The organism is Bacillus sp. FSL K6-0069, from assembly GCF_038007785.1.
Taxonomy (GTDB): Bacteria; Bacillota; Bacilli; order Bacillales; family Bacillaceae_G; genus Bacillus_A; species Bacillus_A mobilis.
Window position 1 is genome coordinate 1106868 of sequence record NZ_JBBOXN010000001.1, and the last position, 19418, is coordinate 1126285.

Consider the following 19418-nt stretch of genomic DNA (forward strand, 5'->3'; position numbering starts at 1 on the left):
GTGAAATGCAACAATTAAAGTTTTAACATTTTCTTTGCTTCATCACGGATTTTCTCAGATAGAACATTTGGCTCAAGTACTTGCACTTGGCTTCCCCAGCTTAATACCCATTGAAATACTTCGTCTATGTTTCTCGATTTCAAAAAGACGTGAAAACCATTGTCTCTATGCTCGTATGAATCTATGAAGAAGTATCGTGATTCAATAATTTTATGTGCAATATGGGCTGGGAATAATAAATGAATCATCACAGTACGGTTGCTTTCAGGCTGATATTCTTGCAAAGAAAAGTCTTCGGGTTTTGTAAAGAATTCTTGTTCTCGCTGTAATTCCTCCATTCGATCTAAGCGGAAATTACGTATTTGTTCTCGCAGTAAACAATGGGCAACGACATACCAAATTCCTGAAATATTGACTAAGCCGTAAGGATGAACGGTCCGTTTTATTTTTGTAGTTTCTCTTGGTTTACGATAAGAAAAAGAGATAGCCTGTTCTTTTTGGATAGATTCTTGCAACAGGATAAGTTGTTTTTCAAGGTTTTCTTGTTCAGATTGTTTGTATGAAAATATAGGAGAAAGGAAACGGAAAGTCCCTCGTAACTCTCGGGCTTTCTTTTGTTGATCAGTAGGGAGGACAACCTCAAGTTTCTCTTTTGCCGATTTTACATGTACAGAGAATGAAGAAGTGAAAGTTTTCTCGATATAATCACCGCCTAATAAAAGAGTAACAGCCTCTTCAGACGTAAGCTGAATGGGTGGTAAGAAATAACCATCCATTAATGAATAACCTTGGCCAGGCATGGCGAAAAGTGGGACGCCAGATTCACCAAGTGCATCCATATCTCTATAAATCGTTCTTATACTTGTCTCAAATTTTTCAGCTAAGCTTTGTGCGGTAACAGTTTGTCTTCTTTGTAATTCAATTAATATAGCTAATAAACGATCCGTCCGATTCATGAAATATCCCCCTGTATCTTTTATAAATATGCCTACTGTAAACTTCTAAAAGCAGTATAAATTCTCCTCCCATTAACAGACTTTTCCCTATGTATAATATTAATATAGTAAAATCATAACAACCCATATTGCAGTTTCCAATAATATACTATATAATCAATTTAAGAAAACGTTTTCATGCAAAGGGGGAGAATTTCGTGTCGACTATAGAGGACGTGGCGAAATTAGCGGGGTTATCAAGGACAACGGTTTCTAGGGTGATTAACAATCATCCATATGTTTCAGATGAGAAGAAAAAAAGGGTTCAATTAGCAATGAAGCATTTAGGCTTTGTTCCTAATTCTGCGGCGAGAAGGCTTCGTAAACAAAAGACGGAAACAATTGCGGTGCTAGTTCCAAGGATTACAAATCCTTTCTTCAGTAGATTTATCGAAGCAATCGAGATTGCTGCTTCTGAACATAAATATAAACTGATTATTTGTCAAACAAGATATTTACCGGAAAAAGAGATGGAGTATTTACAATTATTATCTACGAAACAAGTAGATGGGATTATTCTATGTTCACTAGAAAATCCGTGGGAAGATGTAGAGCCATACTTACAGCACGGTCCAATCGTGTTATGTAATGAATATATTGAGGAAGCAAATGTTCCAACAGTGAAGTTTGATCATGCACAAGGAGCATACATAGCTGCTAAGCATGTGTTAGAACAAGGATATCGTAATCTTATTTTTTGCCGTGGAAACGAAACCAAGGTGGTTAGCCAACAGCGAAAAATGGGTTTTTTACGTGCCATAACAGAGAAGAGCCGCCAAGTAGAAGCGATCGATTTTCTTGAAAACGCTTTCTCTTGGGACGATGGAAAGAGAATATTCCATGAAGTATTAAAAGACAAAAAAAATCCTACCGCGATTTTGGCAGGAGGCGACGAGGTTGCAGCTGGAATTATTTCAGAGGCAAAACGCCATGACTGGAGCATTCCAGATGATCTCGCTGTTATCGGTTTTGATAATCAAATATTATCACAGATTACAGAGCCAGGTATTACGACAATTGAACAGCCAATCGATGAGATGGCCCGAAAAGTTGTCGACCTGATGATGGATAAAATCCATACGAAAAATTATCGACAAAAAGAATTGTATGAGTTTGAACTGGAGCTCTTGGTGAAAGGTTCAACGATGAAGAAGGATACGATGTTATTAGCCTAGTAGACTATGTCTGCTAGGTTTTTTTATGTTCATAAACTACTATTCTTCGTGAACGCAGTCATCACATTTGTTATGGTATGCTTCGTGTTGCTCATCAATTTCTTTCCCACAGTGCGCACAAGTTTTCGTCGGTAAATTTCTGAAAAACTCCATTGGTTGATCGATCATGTCAATCCCTCCATTTCCATTTCTTACTATCATTGTATTAGTACAAAAAATAAAAGTCAACAACTGTTTTATAACAAAATTGAAAATTAATGAAAAAGTTTAGGAAATGGATTATAGTTAACAATGTAGGATGTAAGTGAAACATGCATTCCTACTCGGTTTTAGAAAGGATGGATACATATGAAAATGACTGTTGTCGGCTTTTGGGGCGGCTTTCCAGAAGCGGGAGAAGCAACGTCGGGGTATTTGTTTGAACACGATGGTTTTCGTTTACTTGTAGACTGTGGTAGTGGTGTACTAGCACAGCTTCAAAAATATATAACACCATCTGATATAGATGCAGTTGTACTTTCGCATTATCATCATGATCATGTTGCAGACATTGGGGTATTGCAATATGCGAGATTAATTATGAGCGGGGCGAAGGGGCAACTACCGGAATTACCAATATACGGTCATACGTTTGACGAGAATGGATTCCATTCTTTAACGCATGAACCACATACGAAAGGAATCGCGTACAACCCAGAAGAAACACTTCCAGTTGGACCGTTCTCGATTTCATTCTTAAAAACTGTTCATCCTGTTACATGCTTTGCGATGCGTATTACAGCTGGTAGTGACGCTGTAGTATATAGCGCAGATTCCAGTTATATTCCTGAATTCATTCCATTCACAAAAGATGCTGACCTTTTCATTTGTGAGTGTAATATGTATGCACATCAAGAAGCGGCAAAAGCAGGGCATATGAATAGTACAGAAGTAGCAAGTATTGCGAAAGATGCAAATGTAAAAGAACTTTTATTAACGCACTTACCGCATACAGGCAACACATCTGATTTAGTAGCAGAAGCAAAACAAATTTTCAGTGGCCATATTACGCTAGCGCATAGTGGCTACGTATGGAACTCATGAGGTGATATGATGTTATTTATTGATAATAAAGGAATTACAGATCCTAGAATAAACTTAGCAATTGAAGAATATTGTGTGAAGAATTTAGATATTAACGAAACATATTTACTGTTCTACATTAACGAACCTTCTATTATCATTGGTAAAAACCAAAACACAGTAGAAGAAATTAATGCAGATTACGTAAAAGAACAAGGTATTCATGTTGTTCGTCGTCTATCAGGCGGAGGCGCAGTATATCATGATTTAGGAAACTTAAACTTCAGCTTTATTACGAAAGATGATGGAGACAGTTTCAGCAACTTTAAAAAATTCACAGAGCCTGTAACGAAAGCGCTTGGTAAATTAGGCGTAAATGCAGAACTAAGTGGTCGTAACGACATTTTAGCTGAAGGTAGAAAAATTTCAGGTAACGCGCAGTTCTCAACGAAAGGTCGTATGTTCAGTCACGGTACGTTATTATTTGACTCTGAAATCGATCACGTCGTATCTGCGTTAAAAGTAAAAATGGATAAGATCCAATCAAAAGGAATCAAATCAATCCGTAGCCGCGTTGCGAACATTACAGAGTTCTTAAACGAAAAAATGACGACAGAAGAGTTTAGACAACTTCTTCTAGAAACAATTTTCGAAGGGGAAACAGAAATTCCAACGTACGAATTAACAGAAAATGATTGGAAAGAAATCCATAAACTATCTGAAGAGCGCTACCAAAATTGGGATTGGAACTACGGAAAATCTCCGAAGTTCAACTTACAACATTCACACCGCTTCCCAGTTGGACAAGTTGATGTTCGTCTTGAAGTGAAAAAAGGAACAGTAACAGAATGTAAAATTTACGGTGACTTCTTCGGTTCACTAGATGTACATGACATTGAAAAGCGTCTAACAGGTGTACAATTTGATAAAGATGCATTCACTGCAGCTTTAGAAGGCGTAGATATCGTACGCTATTTCGGTAATATTACAACAGAAGATTTCTTACATTTATTCTTCTAAAAATGAGGGAGGCTACCGTAATGGGCAGCCTCTTTTTTTACGTAGATTGTCACGTTTTGTCGGTAAGTCGATATATTTTAAAAATCGCTGATATATTTCGAGTTGCGGTTGATATATTCGAAAAATCATCGATATAATTTCATTCACCATAAAATCACAGTACATTTGCCCCTCGTAAAGGAATATATATATTCAAAGGAGGCGGTTCGAAATGAAAAGAGTAATGTACGTTGTATTACTGCTCAGCTTCGTCATCGGAATGACAGCCTGTAACGATGAAACATCCTCAAGTCGTACACTTTTATCTATTGGAAAGCCAGCGAAGGATCATGTCATATATTTTACACATACAGATAACAAACGAAAGATAGATGATATACAAACTATGTTTCAAGATAAGAAATGGAAAAGAAATGAAAAGTTTAGTACAGTGAATAAAGCGCCAGATCTTGTCTTGTCGATAGATGAGGCCAATAACGGGTTACCGACATTATATGTTACATTGTTCTTTCATGAAAATGGAGCGGATGCAATCAACTTATATGGGGAGCATACGAGCTTGAATAAAGAGGAACTAAAAAAACTTAGCGAAAAGCTGAGTGCATATTATCCTGAAATGATTTTAGCCTTCGTTTCATCATTTGCTAACAAATGAAATTACCTTATACTTCCAAAGAGAGTCAACAGGAGGTGATCGTTGTATATGCAGTTAATGGAATATCACTTGCCACTTTAATTTTCTTTTAATATAATTAATTTAGAATTTTTAAATATTCTAAATTTTATAAAGGTGGGGTTTGTGTGAATCTCGTTCAATCTTTGGCTGAAACGGCGAAAAAGAAGGGGGATAAACCGGCTTATATATTTATGGATCAGTCGGTCTCGTATGACCAATTAAACAAAATGGTCACAAGGTTTTCTGGCAATTTAGCAGCAATGGGCATTGGAAAAGGGGACAATGTCGCATTAGTTGTTGGAAACTCACCACATTTTTTGGTCGGTTTATACGGAACAATGAAAGCTGGAGCAACTGTTATTCCAGTTAATCCAATTTATACAGCAGACGAAATGCATTACATTTTACAAAATGGAGATGTAAAAACAATCATCGTACTCGACGTCCTTCTACCTGTTATACAATCTCTTACAACAAGACTTCCTTCACTTGAAAACATCATCATATGCGAAACCTCATCAGATTTTAACCATACAGAAACCGAAAAAATGAAAACGTTTACTAGGATGGTAGGGGCTGGAGATTTAACTTACGAAGGCCCAGAGTTAGATGAAGAAGATGTAGCGGTTATTCTGTACACTTCAGGCACAACTGGAAAACCGAAAGGCGCTATGTTAACACATAAAAATTTATATAGTAATGCGAACGATGTGGCGTCGTATTTACAATTTACGGCTGCGGATCGCGTCGTTGCGGCACTGCCGATGTTCCATGTATTTTGTTTAACAGTGGCGGTCAATGCACCGATTGTGAACGGGGCGACTATTTTAATGTTACCGAAATTTAGCCCGAAAGAAGTGTTCCGTATTTGTCGTACGTATGAGCCAACGATTTTTGCTGGTGTACCGACAATGTACAATTATTTATATTTATTCGAAGAAGCAAGCGCAGAAGATGTGAAGACGCTTCGCCTTTGTATTTCAGGTGGTGCATCCATGCCTGTTGCTCTTCTGCAAAACTTTGAAAAACGTTTTGACGTTATCGTTTCAGAAGGATACGGTTTATCAGAAGCATCACCAGTTACTTGTTTTAACCCGCTAGATCGTCCGCGTAAACCAGGGTCGATTGGTACAAATATTTGGCATGTAGAAAATAAAATTGTGAACGAACTTGGGGAAGAAGTACCTGTTGGCGCAGTCGGTGAATTAATTGTTCGCGGACCTAACGTTATGAAAGGATACTATAACGCGCCAGAAGATACAGCAGCGACATTGAAAGACGGCTGGTTATATACAGGAGACTTAGCGAAAATGGATGAAGAAGGTTACTTCTATATCGTTGATCGCAAAAAGGATATCGTCTTAGTTGGCGGTTATAACGTATACCCTCGTGAAGTAGAGGAAGTATTATATACACACGAAGCCGTAGCGGAAGTTGTCGTAATTGGTGTTCCTGATGAAAACTTAGGAGAAGCAGTACGAGCTTACGTCGTTTTGAAACAAGCTCAAGTAACAGAAGAAGAACTGATGCATTATTGCACGTTACATTTAGCAAAATATAAAGTGCCAATGAGTATCGAATTTTTAACAGAATTGCCGAAGAATACGACGGGTAAATTGTTAAGAAGAGCGTTAAAAGAGAAAGCGATGCAAGTATAAAAATAGGGGCAACCATCTTGATGAAGAGGGTTGCCTTTGCATTTTTTAGAATTGATTAAGCTATAATCCCATATATTTAAAACGTAATATGACTAATAAGGAGGAGAGATACGTGGAACAAAAGGAATTACGTTTACGGAGAGTTCAATATCTTATTTGTGACATTATGGATGAAATGAACGCGGAAAGTAAGAAGAAAAACTTAGAAATACTGCAGCAAGTCATTGATCATCTTTCAGGTGCGATAGGTGATTTAGTTGATCCATCAAGCTCGTATTCTATCGATTATTTAGAACGGAAAGTTCATACGGCACATTATTTACTATTTAAAAATGAACGAAAGGCATATTTGTGTAGGAAATGATATTTTTTATGCTTTATTGATAATTATTATCAATTAGGTGGTTTTGTTGCGTTTATTCATATAAAAGTAGCTGATACATACGATGTTATTTTTAAAACTTATAAAGAGCAAACAAATGAAAATATGAAACTACCAAAAGAATTTGCTGACTTAAACAATCATTGGGGTGCGAAATACGCCAATATTTTAATCCAAGAAAACATTTCCATTGGAACAGATAATGGCTGGGCTCCAGATAAAGCGGTAAGTCGCGCGGAAGCAGCGCAATTTATTGCGAAGACGGATAAGTTAAAGAAATAAATTGAAACTGTAATCAGTGAGGGACGATCCTCACTGATTTTTATTTAGGAAGAAAAAACGAAATCCAAGTTGACACATATGAATTACGGAATTAAAATGAAAAGAAATCGAATAGAATAAAATACATGAGAAGCTAATCAGATAAACTGAAGGCGCACAATGTTCACTTTTGTGAATATATTGTGTGCCTTTTTCTATTATATAAACTAAGGGGGCTTAACAATGAAAAAGTGGGGTAAGACAGCGTTTATGAAAAGTACAGGTATTGTATTATCAGCAGTTGTGCTTTTATCAGGGTGTGGTTCGGCAACATCCACTAGTAATTCTGAAGGAAGTGGAGATAAAAAAACAGTTGAGCTGTTAAATGTTTCGTATGATCCAACTAGGGAATTATATCAAGACTTCAATAAAGAATTTGCGAAGTATTGGAAAGAGAAGAATGGGCAAACGGTAAATGTAAAACAATCACACGGAGGATCTGGAAGTCAGGCGCGTTCTGTTATTGATGGTTTAGAAGCCGATGTTGTTACGTTAGCGCTTGCTTATGATATTGATGCGATTAGCAAGAAGAAACTGTTAGCAGAAGACTGGCAGAAGCGATTTGCGGATAATTCAACTCCGTACACATCAACAATTGTATTTTTAGTGCGAAAGGGAAACCCGAAAGGAATTAAAGACTGGGATGATTTAACGAAAAAAGGTGTGTCTGTCATTACGCCTAATCCGAAAACATCAGGCGGAGCACGTTGGAACTATTTAGCCGCGTGGGGATACGCACTGAAAAAATATAATAATAGTGAAGATAAGGCGAAAGAGTTTGTTGGTCAAATTTATAAAAACGTGGAAGTACTTGATTCAGGAGCACGCGGAGCAACGACAACATTTGTTGAAAAAGGAATTGGAGACGTATTAATTGCGTGGGAAAATGAAGCGTTGTTATCACAAAAAGAACTTGGAAAAGATAAATTTGAAATTGTAACCCCTTCTATTAGTGTACTTGCGGAACCACCAGTAGCGGTTGTAGATAAAGTCGTTGATAAAAAAGGAACGAAAAAAGTAGCAGAAGGATATTTGGAATATTTGTACTCAGAAAAAGGGCAGGAAATTGCGGCGAAAAACTTTTATCGTCCTCGTAATGAAAAAGTAGCAGAAAAATACGCATCTCAATTTCCAAAGATTCAATTATTTACAGTAGATGAACTATTTGGTGGCTGGAAAAAAGCACAGGAAAAACACTTTAATGACGGCGGCGTATTCGATAAAATGTATCAAAAATAATGAGCGCTGCTAAAGGGGTATGAGGTGAAAGAAGATGAGAAAGAAACGTGTTTTACCAGGGTTTGGATTATCTCTTGGGTTTACAATGCTGTATATGAGTTTATTCGTACTTATACCACTTTCTATCGTATTTATTCAAACTTCACAGTTAGGTTGGAAGAAGTTTGTAGAGGTTATAACGAACGAGCGTGTGTTACATTCCTATCAAGTTAGCTTGACAACTTCATTTGCAGCGGCCGTTGTAAATGCCATTTTCGGCTTATTAATTGCTTGGGTACTCGTTCGATACACATTTCCAGGGAAACGACTATTAGATGGACTCATTGATTTACCGTTTGCCCTGCCTACAGCTGTAGCTGGTATTACACTTACCACTTTATATGCGGAAAATGGCTGGATTGGAAAAATATTAAGTGTGTTTCATATAAAAGTAGCATTCACACAATTTGGAATAATCGTTGCACTTACTTTTATCGGTTTACCATTTGTCGTTCGGATGGTGCAACCGGTACTGCAAAATATTGATAAAGAAATAGAAGAAGCGGCCTCGAGTTTAGGGGCATCACGCTTTCAAATATTTGTGAAAATCATTTTACCAGAAATCTTTCCCGCTCTTCTGGCGGGTTTTTCACTCGCATTTGCACGAGCATTAGGAGAATACGGATCTGTCGTTTTTATCGCAGGGAATATGCCGATGAAAACAGAAATCGCACCACTGATGATTATGACAAAACTAGAACAATATGATTATGCGGGCGCAACAGCTGTAGCGACTGTCATGCTTATTATTTCTCTCCTTTTCCTTCTTCTTATCAATATGATTCAAAGCTGGAGTAGAAGGCATGAACTGAAAAGCGAATAGGAGGGGAGAAAATGGAACCAACATTACTAGAAAAGAAAATAGTAAAAAGCAAATCACCTAAAAAAGAATCTAGGTTTGTACCAATTGTATTTATTACGACTACAGTTTTATTTTTATCTCTCTTTCTATTATTGCCGCTCATCACGATTTTTCTAAAGGCTTTTGAACGAGGGATTGATGTATACGTTGCAGCCGTAACAGATCAAGAAGCATTTTCGGCAATTCGGTTAACGCTTCTCGTTGCATGTATCGTCGTACCACTTAATACGATATTCGGGATAGCGGCTGCGTGGCTTATTACCAAATTTCAGTTTAAAGGAAAACAAATATTGCTTTCTCTTATTGAATTGCCATTTGCTGTGTCACCAGTTATCGCAGGATTAGTATTCGTTTTACTCTTCACACCGAGGGGGGCTCTGGGTGAATGGTTACTCGAACATGGAGTGAAACTCATTTTCTCTGTTCCAGGGATTATTATCGCAACAATCTTTGTAACATTCCCATTCGTTGCACGTGAATTAATTCCAATTATGCAAGCGCAAGGGAAAAGTGAAGAAGAGGCAGCGCTATCACTTGGCGCAAGCGGCTGGAAAATGTTTTGGCGCGTTACACTTCCAAATATAAAATGGGGTCTTTTATACGGCATGATCCTATGTAATGCCCGTGCTATCGGTGAGTTCGGAGCAGTTTCTGTTGTATCAGGTCACGTACGCGGCGTTACGAATACGATGCCGCTTCACATTGAAATTTTGTACAATGAATATCAATTTTCAGCAGCGTTCGCTGTGGCGACTTTAATGTCACTCATCGCTGTTCTTACGCTCGTTATAAAAAACTGGATTGAATGGAGAATGGAAAAACGACAATAAGGGGGGATTATGGTGAGTATTCAAATTCAAAATGTATCAAAGCAATATGGTACATTTCAGGCGCTAACAGATATTCATTTGGATATTCCAAAAGGCGAACTTGTCGCCTTATTAGGCCCGTCAGGTTCTGGGAAAACGACGTTATTACGAATTATTGCCGGATTAGAAGAAGCGGATGGCGGGTCTGTATCATTTGATGGGGAAGACTTAACGAGCATTCATGTGAAAAATCGGCAAGTTGGCTTCGTCTTCCAGCATTATGCGCTCTTTAAACATATGAATGTATTTGAAAATGTCGCTTTCGGCTTAAAGGTAAGAAAGAAAAGCTTAAGACCGTCAGCAGAGGTGATAGAAGAAAAAGTAACAGAACTATTGAAACTAGTAAAAATGGACGGTTTCGCCAAACGTTACCCAGCGCAACTATCTGGCGGACAACGACAGCGTATCGCACTAGCACGGGCACTTGCAGTTGAACCGAAAATTTTATTACTCGATGAACCGTTCGGTGCACTTGATGCAAAAGTGAGAAAAGAATTACGAAGATGGCTTCGGAAACTACATGACGAATTTCAAATTACGAGCGTATTCGTAACGCATGATCAAGAAGAAGCACTAGACGTTGCGGACCGCATCGTTGTAATGAATGAAGGGCGCATTGAACAAATGGGAACACCGGAAGAAGTATATGAAAACCCAGCAAGCCCATTCGTGTATGATTTTTTAGGGAATGTAAATTTATTTCACGGCCGCGTCCATAAAGGTAAGCTGAATGTAGGCTCAGTGGAACTAGAAGCACCAGAGCATAAGCACGTTTCAAACGTAGACGGAGTAGCTTACGTAAGGCCGCATCACTTATCCATCTCTCGTACGAAACAAAGCGTAGATGCAATCCCTGCAAAAGTATCATACTCTCACGCAGTTGGACCTGTCGTATATGTAGAATTAAAACGAGACGGAACAGATGAGTATTTAGAAGCAGAAATAAGTAAAGAACAGTTCAAACAGCTCAGCATTCAAGCGGGTGATGTTGTATACGTACAGCCGAAAGAAGTGAAGGTGTTTATTCCAGAGGATTTTGTTATTTAAGAGAGTTAAAATCAACAATCTATATTAATAAGAGGAAGCCTCCTAAAATATATTTTGGGAGGCTTCCTCTTTTGTTTGTAGTAACAACCTTTTCTTATATGAAATATAACAAGGAGAGGGCTGTCGTGTTCTAACAGTTATTAAGGAATATATTCTTAATACCTTCTATAAATAAAGGTATTACAGTTAAGGGAGGCACATTTACACCAGGAATATGAAGCTAAGTGTATTAGCTTCATTGAATGCTAGAACAAAATTGAAAGTGAAAATAAAAAGTTAGTTAAATAATGTTCATATTATGTCCCTAGCAAACAATAATAGATGCAATTATTGTTAATATTTAAATATATAACAAAAACAATTATCTGTCATGGTATTTATAAAATTGTTGTTAAATTGTCGGATTTTGTGCACGAAATCTTCAAAATTTAAAAACTACATTTACTTTACTCTTTCGTTTGTTTACATTGTGATATGTAACATTATATATGTTAAGAATATTTCAGCGAGGTGAGTTTATGGAAGCAAAGAAATGGTATAGGTACTTAATCCAACTGATCGTAGTTGCATTAATCATTACCTCCGTACCACTGAATGGATTGGCAGAAACGGCACCACCGTTTACACCATCTCCAAATTCAGAACAAAGTCCAGAAACAGAAAAGAAAGAGGAAAAGGAGTTACCAGCTCCACATCCAGATCAGTTAAAGAAGGATAAGGATAAAGCTAAAGCACAGACAAATCCGACTGAGATTGTAGAAGAAAGAACGGAAACAGAGAAAGTTTTCGATAATAATGATGGTACGTATACGAAAAAGGTATATACGGAACCGATTCATGTTGAGAAGAATGGAAAGTTAGAAGAGGTTTCAACGAAATTAGTAGAAGCACCAAATGAAAAGATTGTAACGGAAAACACAAAATTAGAACCAGAATTTGAAAAATCAGCACAAGATGGAAAATACGTTCAATTTAAAGTGAAAGATCATAATATTCAGTACAAATTAATGAGTGCAAATGGTGAAAAAGGTGAAGTGAAGCCGTCACCAGTTACTGCAACTCATGAAAATAATACAGTATGGTATAAAGGGATTTTCCCGAATATTGATTTAAAGAGTACGACGTTTAATGAAAATGTAAAAGAAGATTTTGTATTACGCGAGTATACAGGACATCATATTTTTACGTTTGCATTAGAAACAGATTTAACACCGAGCTTACAGGAAGATGGTTCAATCGACTTCCAAGATGAGAAAAAAGAAAAAGTCTTCACATTACCGAAACCGTATATGAACGATTCAAATGTGAATCAACAATCAGGTGAGGCTGTAACTTCAGATGCGGTTCGTTACAGTATTGAGAAGACAGATGAAAAAACATATACATTAACTGTTACCGCAGACCCGCAGTGGTTACAAGCACCAGAGCGAAAATATCCGGTATATGTAGATCCTTCTGTTGAACTAGGTAACTTTGAAAATGCTTACGCTGCAAGTGCCTATCCAACTGTCAATTATTCAGGAGGAAAACTTTGGGATTCCGGTCAAAATGCCTACACGTTAAAAGTAGGGTATTATGATGGATCATCTGGAACAAACTTTGCATTTGTTAAACCAAATGTTTCAAATTTAAAAGGTGCAAAGATTGAAGGTGCAACATTCCATGCCTATACAGTTTGGCATTATTATGCGAATCAACCAAATGGTGTTTGGTTAGATGAAGTTACAGGTAGCTGGAATATTGGCGGAGTGAACTGGAATAATAAACCGAACTCTGCAAATATTGCGCATGCTGATGTAACAAGAGGACAATGGGCAAAGTTTAATGTAACAAATACAGTAAAAGCATGGGTGGAAGGCACAAAACAAAATAACGGCTTTAAGCTACATGCAAATGGTAATGGTCAAAACCATTGGAAGAAGTTTATTGCAGCTGAAAACGGAAAAAATGCACCGTACTTGGAAGTGAAATATTCATACGCAAAACCGAATAAACCGAGAGTACAAACTTATTCAAACGGTAGTGGTAGTAGTTCAGGCCACTTAAATGTACAATGGGATGCTGTTCCAGGAGCGGATGGTTATAAAGTAGCAATATTTAATGGACATGGATATGATGAGATCGAAGTTGGAAATGTAACAAGTTGGACAACAAAAGATAAAAAAATATTCCCAACGCCAGAAGAGATTGCACAAGGCCGTTATTGGGTGCATGATGACGGAAAAGGTGCAGAAGCACCAGTCAATCCAGGACCAATTTATAAAAATGCATTTTTAGATAAAAGTCCGTATGGAGATTATAGTGGTGCACGTGGATATTGGGTTCGTATTATAGCTACCTACCCAACTGGTGAGGATAGTCCACTTTCTGATGAAGCAATTGTTTATATTCCATTGGAACAAGTAAAAAAGCCAGATGGTTCGGCCTATATCAATGCGACAGATCAAACAACTGGTTATGTAACATTGAAATGGGATGCAGTACCAGAAGCAGCAGGGTATAAGGTTTGGATTTATAACGGAAAAGATTACGAAGCGTTCGATGTAGGAAGTAAAACAAATTGGACAACGCAAAACGAGAAAATTTGGCCGACGAAAGATGAAATTGCGAAAGGTCAATATTTACTTCATCATGATAAAAAGGGAACAGAATTAGCGGTAGATCCATCACCTGTGTATAAGAATTCTGGTGGAATCTATACTGGTTTTAAAAATTACTGGTTCCGTGTAACAGCGTATAGTAAAGCCGGACATGCTGAAAGTGAAATTTCACATGAATTTGTACCTAAATTTGCTCAAGACTTTGGGTTTATAGGGATGCTTGATTATTGGGCATCTATTCCGGTTTTAAATGGACAGGTAAATGCTACAAATGGTAACTTTATCATGAGTGAGAAAGACATTACGTTATCAGGGCGCGGACCAGATGTATCAGTGGAAAGAACATATAATAGCCAAAGTAAAAAAGTAGGTTTATTTGGTACAGGTTGGTCTAGCGGATTAGAAGAAAGAATTTTGGCTGAAGGAAATGGAAACCTACTATTAATTTCAGCAGACGGAGCAAATATCACATTTACTAAAACCGGAGATAATAAGTATCAAGCTCCTACTGGTGTATATTTGGAAATTAAGCAAGTAACAGGCGGATATGAAATAAAAGATAAAGACCAAACGGTTACTTTCTATAAATCTGGAGATGCACAGGGACGTATTGAGTATACAAAAGATAAATACGGAAATACGACGACTTATGAGTATGATGGTGAATCACGTTTATCAAAAGTAAAGAATGCTTCTGGTAAAGAGTTATTAGTACAATATGATGGAAATAATAAAAAAGCAGCAAGAATAATCGGTCCAGATAACAAGACGATTACATTTAAGTATGATGGGGATTTACTCGTTTCTTCTACAACTCCAGAAGGAAAAGTATATAAATATGGATATGATAATGGACTGCTAACATCTATTTATGATCCGCAACATACCGATGCAAAGCCATATAAAACATCGTATGCATATGAGAATAATAGATTAGTAAAAATAACGGACCCATTAGGGAAAGCTACGACACTAGCATATAATACAGGTTCGAAGGAAGTTACATTAACGAATCCTAAAGGACGTAAGACTGTTTATACGTATAACGATGCTGGTAATCCAGTAAAAACAGTTGAAGATGTGGGGCGTCTGAATTTAACGACGACATATGAATATAGTGCAAATAATCTAGTCAAAACAACAACTCCTAAAAATCAAACAGAAACAGCGACCTATGACGGAAATGGAAATGTAACTTCTATTACTGATGAAATGGGTACTGAGAAGTTTGAGTACAATAAAGATAATGGGATTGTTAAAGCAACAGATAATGAGAATCGCGAAACAACAGTTGCTTATAAGGCTGCAAATACAGAAGTATCAGAAACAGACCAAGCGGCTCATACATCTTCTTTCACACAGCATGATAAATACGGTAATCCAATTGAAACAAGTAAAGAGTTAGGAACTGGGGAAAACTTGATTCAAAATCCGAGCTTCGAGATAAATGGCACGGATAAATGGGTACCAGTAAATCACAATAATTCTGGTTCTATCGCAAAAGATGCAACACCAGCTCCAGGAGGTCTTGGAGGAGAGTCATCACTTAAGATTACAACGAAAGCAACAAGTAATGAGTGGGGTTATACCGCAGCAATTCAAGAAGTAACACTAGAACCAAATACAACTTACACATTAAGTGGTATGGTGAAAACGGATTTATCTAACGGTGCTGCTTTCTTCAATGTACAGTCATTAAATGAAAACGGTGCTGGTATAGATGGTGGTTGGAACGATAATCGTCACAATAAAGTTGAAGGAACTAGGGATTGGGTTAACCGTCAAGTTACTTTTAAAACAACAGAGAAAACGAGAAAAGTAAAAATCTATTTACAAGTAGAAAATGGTGGTTCTTCTACGAGTGGTTCTGCATGGTTTGACAAGATACAATTGGAAAAGGGAGACGTTTCTTCTAGTTTTAATCCAATTACAAATAGTAGTTTAGAGAATATGACGGAGAAGGGTTGTATTCCAGGCTGGATCCGCGGAGATGGAACAAGTTGTGATCCAAAAGATACGTCCCATGAGCAAAGCTTTACAGGGGATTCGTCTATTGTAATAGAGCGTAGTCAATATGGTGGATCCGATGTTGGATATGCTACATGGGTGAATTTAAATCAGAAAACAGCAGCCCCTCTAACAGTAACAGGGATGTCTAAATCTGAAAATGTAGAAAATGATGCATCTGATAAGCTTTCGAAAGATTACTCTATTTGGGCAGATATATACTATCAAGACGGTAGTGGAGAGAATTATCAAGCAAAATTTCCAAGTGGTACAAATGATTGGAATCGTAGTGCCGTATTGATTCCAGCGAAAAAACCGATTAAAAACGTAGCAGTGTATGTTCTCTTTAGAAAAAATAACAAAGGAAAAGTTTGGTTCGATAATATTCGTTTACTAGAAGGTAACGCCCTTATTAAAAACGAGTACGACAACGACGGAAATGTTGTTGCAACGTATGATGAAGAAGGACAGAAGAACAGCTTCACATACGATGCATCAGGAAACAAAAAGAGCGAAACAGATGAAAAAGGAAATACAAAACTATATGATTACAACAAAGATAATCTATTAACAAAGGTTACATTAAAAAATGGTACCTCTGTAAATTATCGTTATGATCATAATGGAAACACAACAGAGAAATCTGTCATGTTTGGTGGGAAAACACAAACACACAAATATGAATATGATGTAGATAATAAAAATACAGTGTATATCGATGCGTTGAACCGTCGTATTGAAAATACGTACGATGAAAATGCAAACAAGATTAAAACAAAAATGCCAAACGGCTCTATTTTAGAATCTGTATATGATACAGCAGACCGTGTCATTGGTGAAAAACGCAATGGAAAAGATTCGTTTACATTTGAACGTGATCAAAATGGACAAGTTACGAAAGTGAAAGATCATGTCAATGGCGTAGAACGCACGAAAACATACGACAAGGCTGACCGCGTCACAAGCGCAACAGATAGCCGAGGCGGAAAAATTGACTGGGCATATCACGATAAAGCAAACAGTAAGACAGAAAAATTAAAAGAACAAACAGTAACGCAAGGTGGATATACAAATAAAGTATCGTATGACTACAACACGTTAGATCAAAACATTCGTGTGACAGACGGTTCTCAAACGTATCGATTTGATTATGACGATCAAGGAAATGTTCGTACGTATACAGCTGGTAATGGTTCCGGTTCGACATTCAACTATGACCATGCGAACAAAATTAAAGATTTAGTAGTAGGTACATCAAACAGTATTCTTCTATCTGAACGATATGAATATGACCAAGCGGGTAACCGTACGAAGATTAAACATGAAGGTGCGGGCGGAAAAGTAACGGAAACAAACTTTGTATATGACCCGATCAACCAACTATTAAATGAAGCATTGCCAAACGGAACAAGTAAATCTTACACATATGATGGATTTGGAAACCGTACGAGTGTTAAAGTTGTAGAGAATGGTAAAGAAACAAAGTCTATAGCGGCAACATTCAATGAAGGAAATCAACTTGTAAAATTCGGAAACGAATCGTTAACGTATGATGCGAATGGAAATCGTACATCAGATGGAAAGTACAAGTATACATGGAATGAAGATGACCAAATTGTAGCCATCACAAAACAAGGTGAAAGCAATGCCTTCGCAACGTATAAGTATGATGAAGATAATCGTCGTATTGAAAAGAGTGTAAATGGTCAAGTAACGCGCTACTTCTATGATGGAGATAGCATTAATCCGTTGTACGAGACGGATGGTAGTGGGACTGTACTTCGTCAATATGTATACTCTATGGATGGCGCACGTTTGGCAATGAAATCAAAAGGACAAACGTTATACTATCACTATAATCCTCGTGGTGATGTCGTTGCGATGACAGATCAAAATAGAGAAGTTGTAGCAACATATGAATATGATGCATGGGGTAACGTATTAAAGAGCGACGCAAAAGGTATCGCAGCAGAAAATCCATTTGGATATGCGGGATACATGTATGATAAAGAAATTGGCATGTATTACTTGATCGCGCGTTACTATAATCCAGACCATGGTGTGTTCTTATCGGTGGATCCTGATCCGGGTGACGAAGATGATCCGGTTACAATGAATGGGTATACTTATGGTGATAATAATCCGGCAATGATGACTGATCCAGATGGACATGCACCTTGGTTGGCTATAAATGCTGGTTTTGCAGCTTATGATGGGTATAAAGCTTATAAGTCTGGCGCAAGCAAAAAAGTAATTTTAAGAAAGGCTGCGTTAGGATTTGTAGGCGGTGGTAGACTCAAATACGCTGGAAAACTTACAAAAGCAATTGGAGGAGGTAGTTTTAATAGTGTAAATAAATTGAAAGGTACAAAATATGTAGGACACCATATGCCTCAAAATGCTTATAATAAGAGTATAGGTGTAAGTAGAGGTAAGGGACCAGCATTACTTATGACAAAGGCTGACCATAAGTTAACAAGAAGCTTTGCCGGTAAAGGAAAGGCTACCATGAGAATAGATAAAGGGTTAAATGCTAGGCAAAGATTGGCAAGAGATGTTTGGGATGTTAAACGTCAATTTGGAAGAAAATACAATTATGGTTTAAAGCAAACTGTAAGCTACGGACAAAAGTTATATCCTAAAAAAGGGAGATAACTAAATTTAAATTATAATAGTATTTCACAAATAATGGTTTGTGAAATACTATTATGTATCCTATAAAATAGGAGTTAAAAATAAGAATGGATAGCAAATCTTTTTATAAAGTAGGTGTTATGCGTATGGAAAGTATAGGTTTTAGAGTAAGATACGGTAAGGATAAACATAATCATTATTTTGGTGGAGAAACATGGGATATGCCTATATGTCCGCAATGTAATGAACAGGCACATCAAATATTTACTTTTGATTTAAACGATTTTCGATTAGAGGAACTTAGAACGAAAGAACTAACAGAATTGCCGTTAATCACTTGTTTAAATTGTTCCTTATATGAAGATGTACAAAATTTTAAAATAAATATAACGGAACGCTCTATACATACTATTAATCAAAGTGAGATGTTTGATTGGAAATATGAATTAATTGATAAGATACCAGTTCCTTTGCCGAAATATGATATGAAATTAATAACCATGGAGCATTATGATGTTCCCGGTGATGAAGATGAATATGACCAAGCTTTAGATGCTATAGGATCAGATTATATTTGCAGAATATTAGGAGAGCCTATATATATAGACGATTCTATAGAGGCAAATTGTCCTTGTTGCTCTAAAAGTATGAAATATGTGGCTATGGTGGCCGGAGAAGATTATGGGAATGAAGGGGAACTTACAGGAGGAATAAGCTTTCAAATAGGAGAGAGTTATTTATACTTTTACCTATGCAAAGAATGTCTAATCATACAAACTTCAATACAGAGCACTTAAGTTTGTTCCGCAGCCTTGTAGGTTTTATTTTAATT

The 19418-nt window shown here is 37.1% G+C and carries 14 protein-coding genes and 1 pseudogene; 13 read left to right on the top strand and 2 right to left on the bottom strand.

The window, feature by feature from the left end; genetic code table 11:
* Positions 1–14: 14 nt before the first annotated feature.
* Positions 15–956, bottom strand: coding sequence for a helix-turn-helix transcriptional regulator (locus MHB74_RS05670; protein WP_061676539.1), 942 nt, complete (start codon positions 954–956; stop codon positions 15–17).
* Positions 957–1153: 197 nt separating this feature from the next.
* Here MHB74_RS05670 and MHB74_RS05675 point away from each other — a divergent pair, with 197 nt between their 5' ends.
* The gene (locus MHB74_RS05675) at positions 1154–2170 is read left to right on the top strand and encodes a LacI family DNA-binding transcriptional regulator (protein ID WP_000103724.1); all 1017 of its coding nucleotides are present in this window, start codon (positions 1154–1156) and stop codon (positions 2168–2170) included.
* A 39-nt stretch (positions 2171–2209) separates the two neighbouring features.
* Here the strand turns inward: MHB74_RS05675 and yhfH are convergent, their stop codons facing one another.
* A complete protein-coding gene (yhfH, locus tag MHB74_RS05680; protein WP_000567010.1) occupies positions 2210–2338 on the bottom strand; it encodes a protein YhfH in 129 nt (42 codons plus the stop codon).
* A 180-nt stretch (positions 2339–2518) separates the two neighbouring features.
* On the opposite strand from yhfH, the gene MHB74_RS05685 reads away from it, so the two are divergent.
* From MHB74_RS05685 to MHB74_RS05740, 12 genes and pseudogenes are all read left to right on the top strand, one after another.
* Positions 2519–3253 (top strand): MBL fold metallo-hydrolase, encoded by a 735-nt coding sequence (locus tag MHB74_RS05685; RefSeq protein WP_061676538.1) that lies wholly within the window; start codon positions 2519–2521, stop codon positions 3251–3253.
* A 9-nt stretch (positions 3254–3262) separates the two neighbouring features.
* The gene (locus MHB74_RS05690; protein WP_061676537.1) at positions 3263–4252 is read left to right on the top strand and encodes a lipoate--protein ligase; all 990 of its coding nucleotides are present in this window, start codon (positions 3263–3265) and stop codon (positions 4250–4252) included.
* Between the two features lie 211 nt (positions 4253–4463).
* Entirely contained in the window at positions 4464–4907 is a 444-nt protein-coding gene (locus tag MHB74_RS05695) for a hypothetical protein (RefSeq protein WP_061676536.1), read from the top strand.
* 146 nt (positions 4908–5053) lie between these two features.
* Positions 5054–6586 (top strand): fatty acid--CoA ligase family protein, encoded by a 1533-nt coding sequence (locus tag MHB74_RS05700; protein ID WP_061676535.1) that lies wholly within the window; start codon positions 5054–5056, stop codon positions 6584–6586.
* A gap of 112 nt (positions 6587–6698) precedes the next feature.
* A complete protein-coding gene (locus MHB74_RS05705) occupies positions 6699–6950 on the top strand; it encodes a hypothetical protein (protein WP_061676534.1) in 252 nt (83 codons plus the stop codon).
* A gap of 99 nt (positions 6951–7049) precedes the next feature.
* Positions 7050–7250: pseudogene (locus MHB74_RS05710) on the top strand (S-layer homology domain-containing protein); the annotation flags it as partial.
* 222 nt (positions 7251–7472) lie between these two features.
* Positions 7473–8528 carry a sulfate ABC transporter substrate-binding protein gene (locus MHB74_RS05715; protein ID WP_048545285.1) on the top strand — a complete coding sequence of 352 codons (1056 nt, stop codon included), beginning with the start codon at positions 7473–7475 and terminating at the stop codon, positions 8526–8528.
* A gap of 34 nt (positions 8529–8562) precedes the next feature.
* Complete coding sequence (gene cysT, locus MHB74_RS05720) at positions 8563–9390, top strand: sulfate ABC transporter permease subunit CysT (RefSeq protein WP_061676533.1); 828 nt, start codon at positions 8563–8565, stop codon at positions 9388–9390.
* An 11-nt stretch (positions 9391–9401) separates the two neighbouring features.
* On the top strand, positions 9402–10259 hold the full coding sequence (gene cysW / locus MHB74_RS05725; RefSeq protein ID WP_061676532.1) for a sulfate ABC transporter permease subunit CysW: 858 nt from the start codon (positions 9402–9404) through the stop codon (positions 10257–10259).
* A 12-nt stretch (positions 10260–10271) separates the two neighbouring features.
* On the top strand, positions 10272–11345 hold the full coding sequence (locus tag MHB74_RS05730) for a sulfate/molybdate ABC transporter ATP-binding protein (protein WP_048545357.1): 1074 nt from the start codon (positions 10272–10274) through the stop codon (positions 11343–11345).
* A gap of 518 nt (positions 11346–11863) precedes the next feature.
* A complete protein-coding gene (locus tag MHB74_RS05735; RefSeq protein ID WP_061676531.1) occupies positions 11864–18607 on the top strand; it encodes a DNRLRE domain-containing protein in 6744 nt (2247 codons plus the stop codon).
* Positions 18608–18732: 125 nt separating this feature from the next.
* Positions 18733–19383, top strand: coding sequence for a hypothetical protein (locus MHB74_RS05740; protein WP_061676584.1), 651 nt, complete (start codon positions 18733–18735; stop codon positions 19381–19383).
* The last annotated feature ends 35 nt before the right edge of the window (positions 19384–19418 follow it).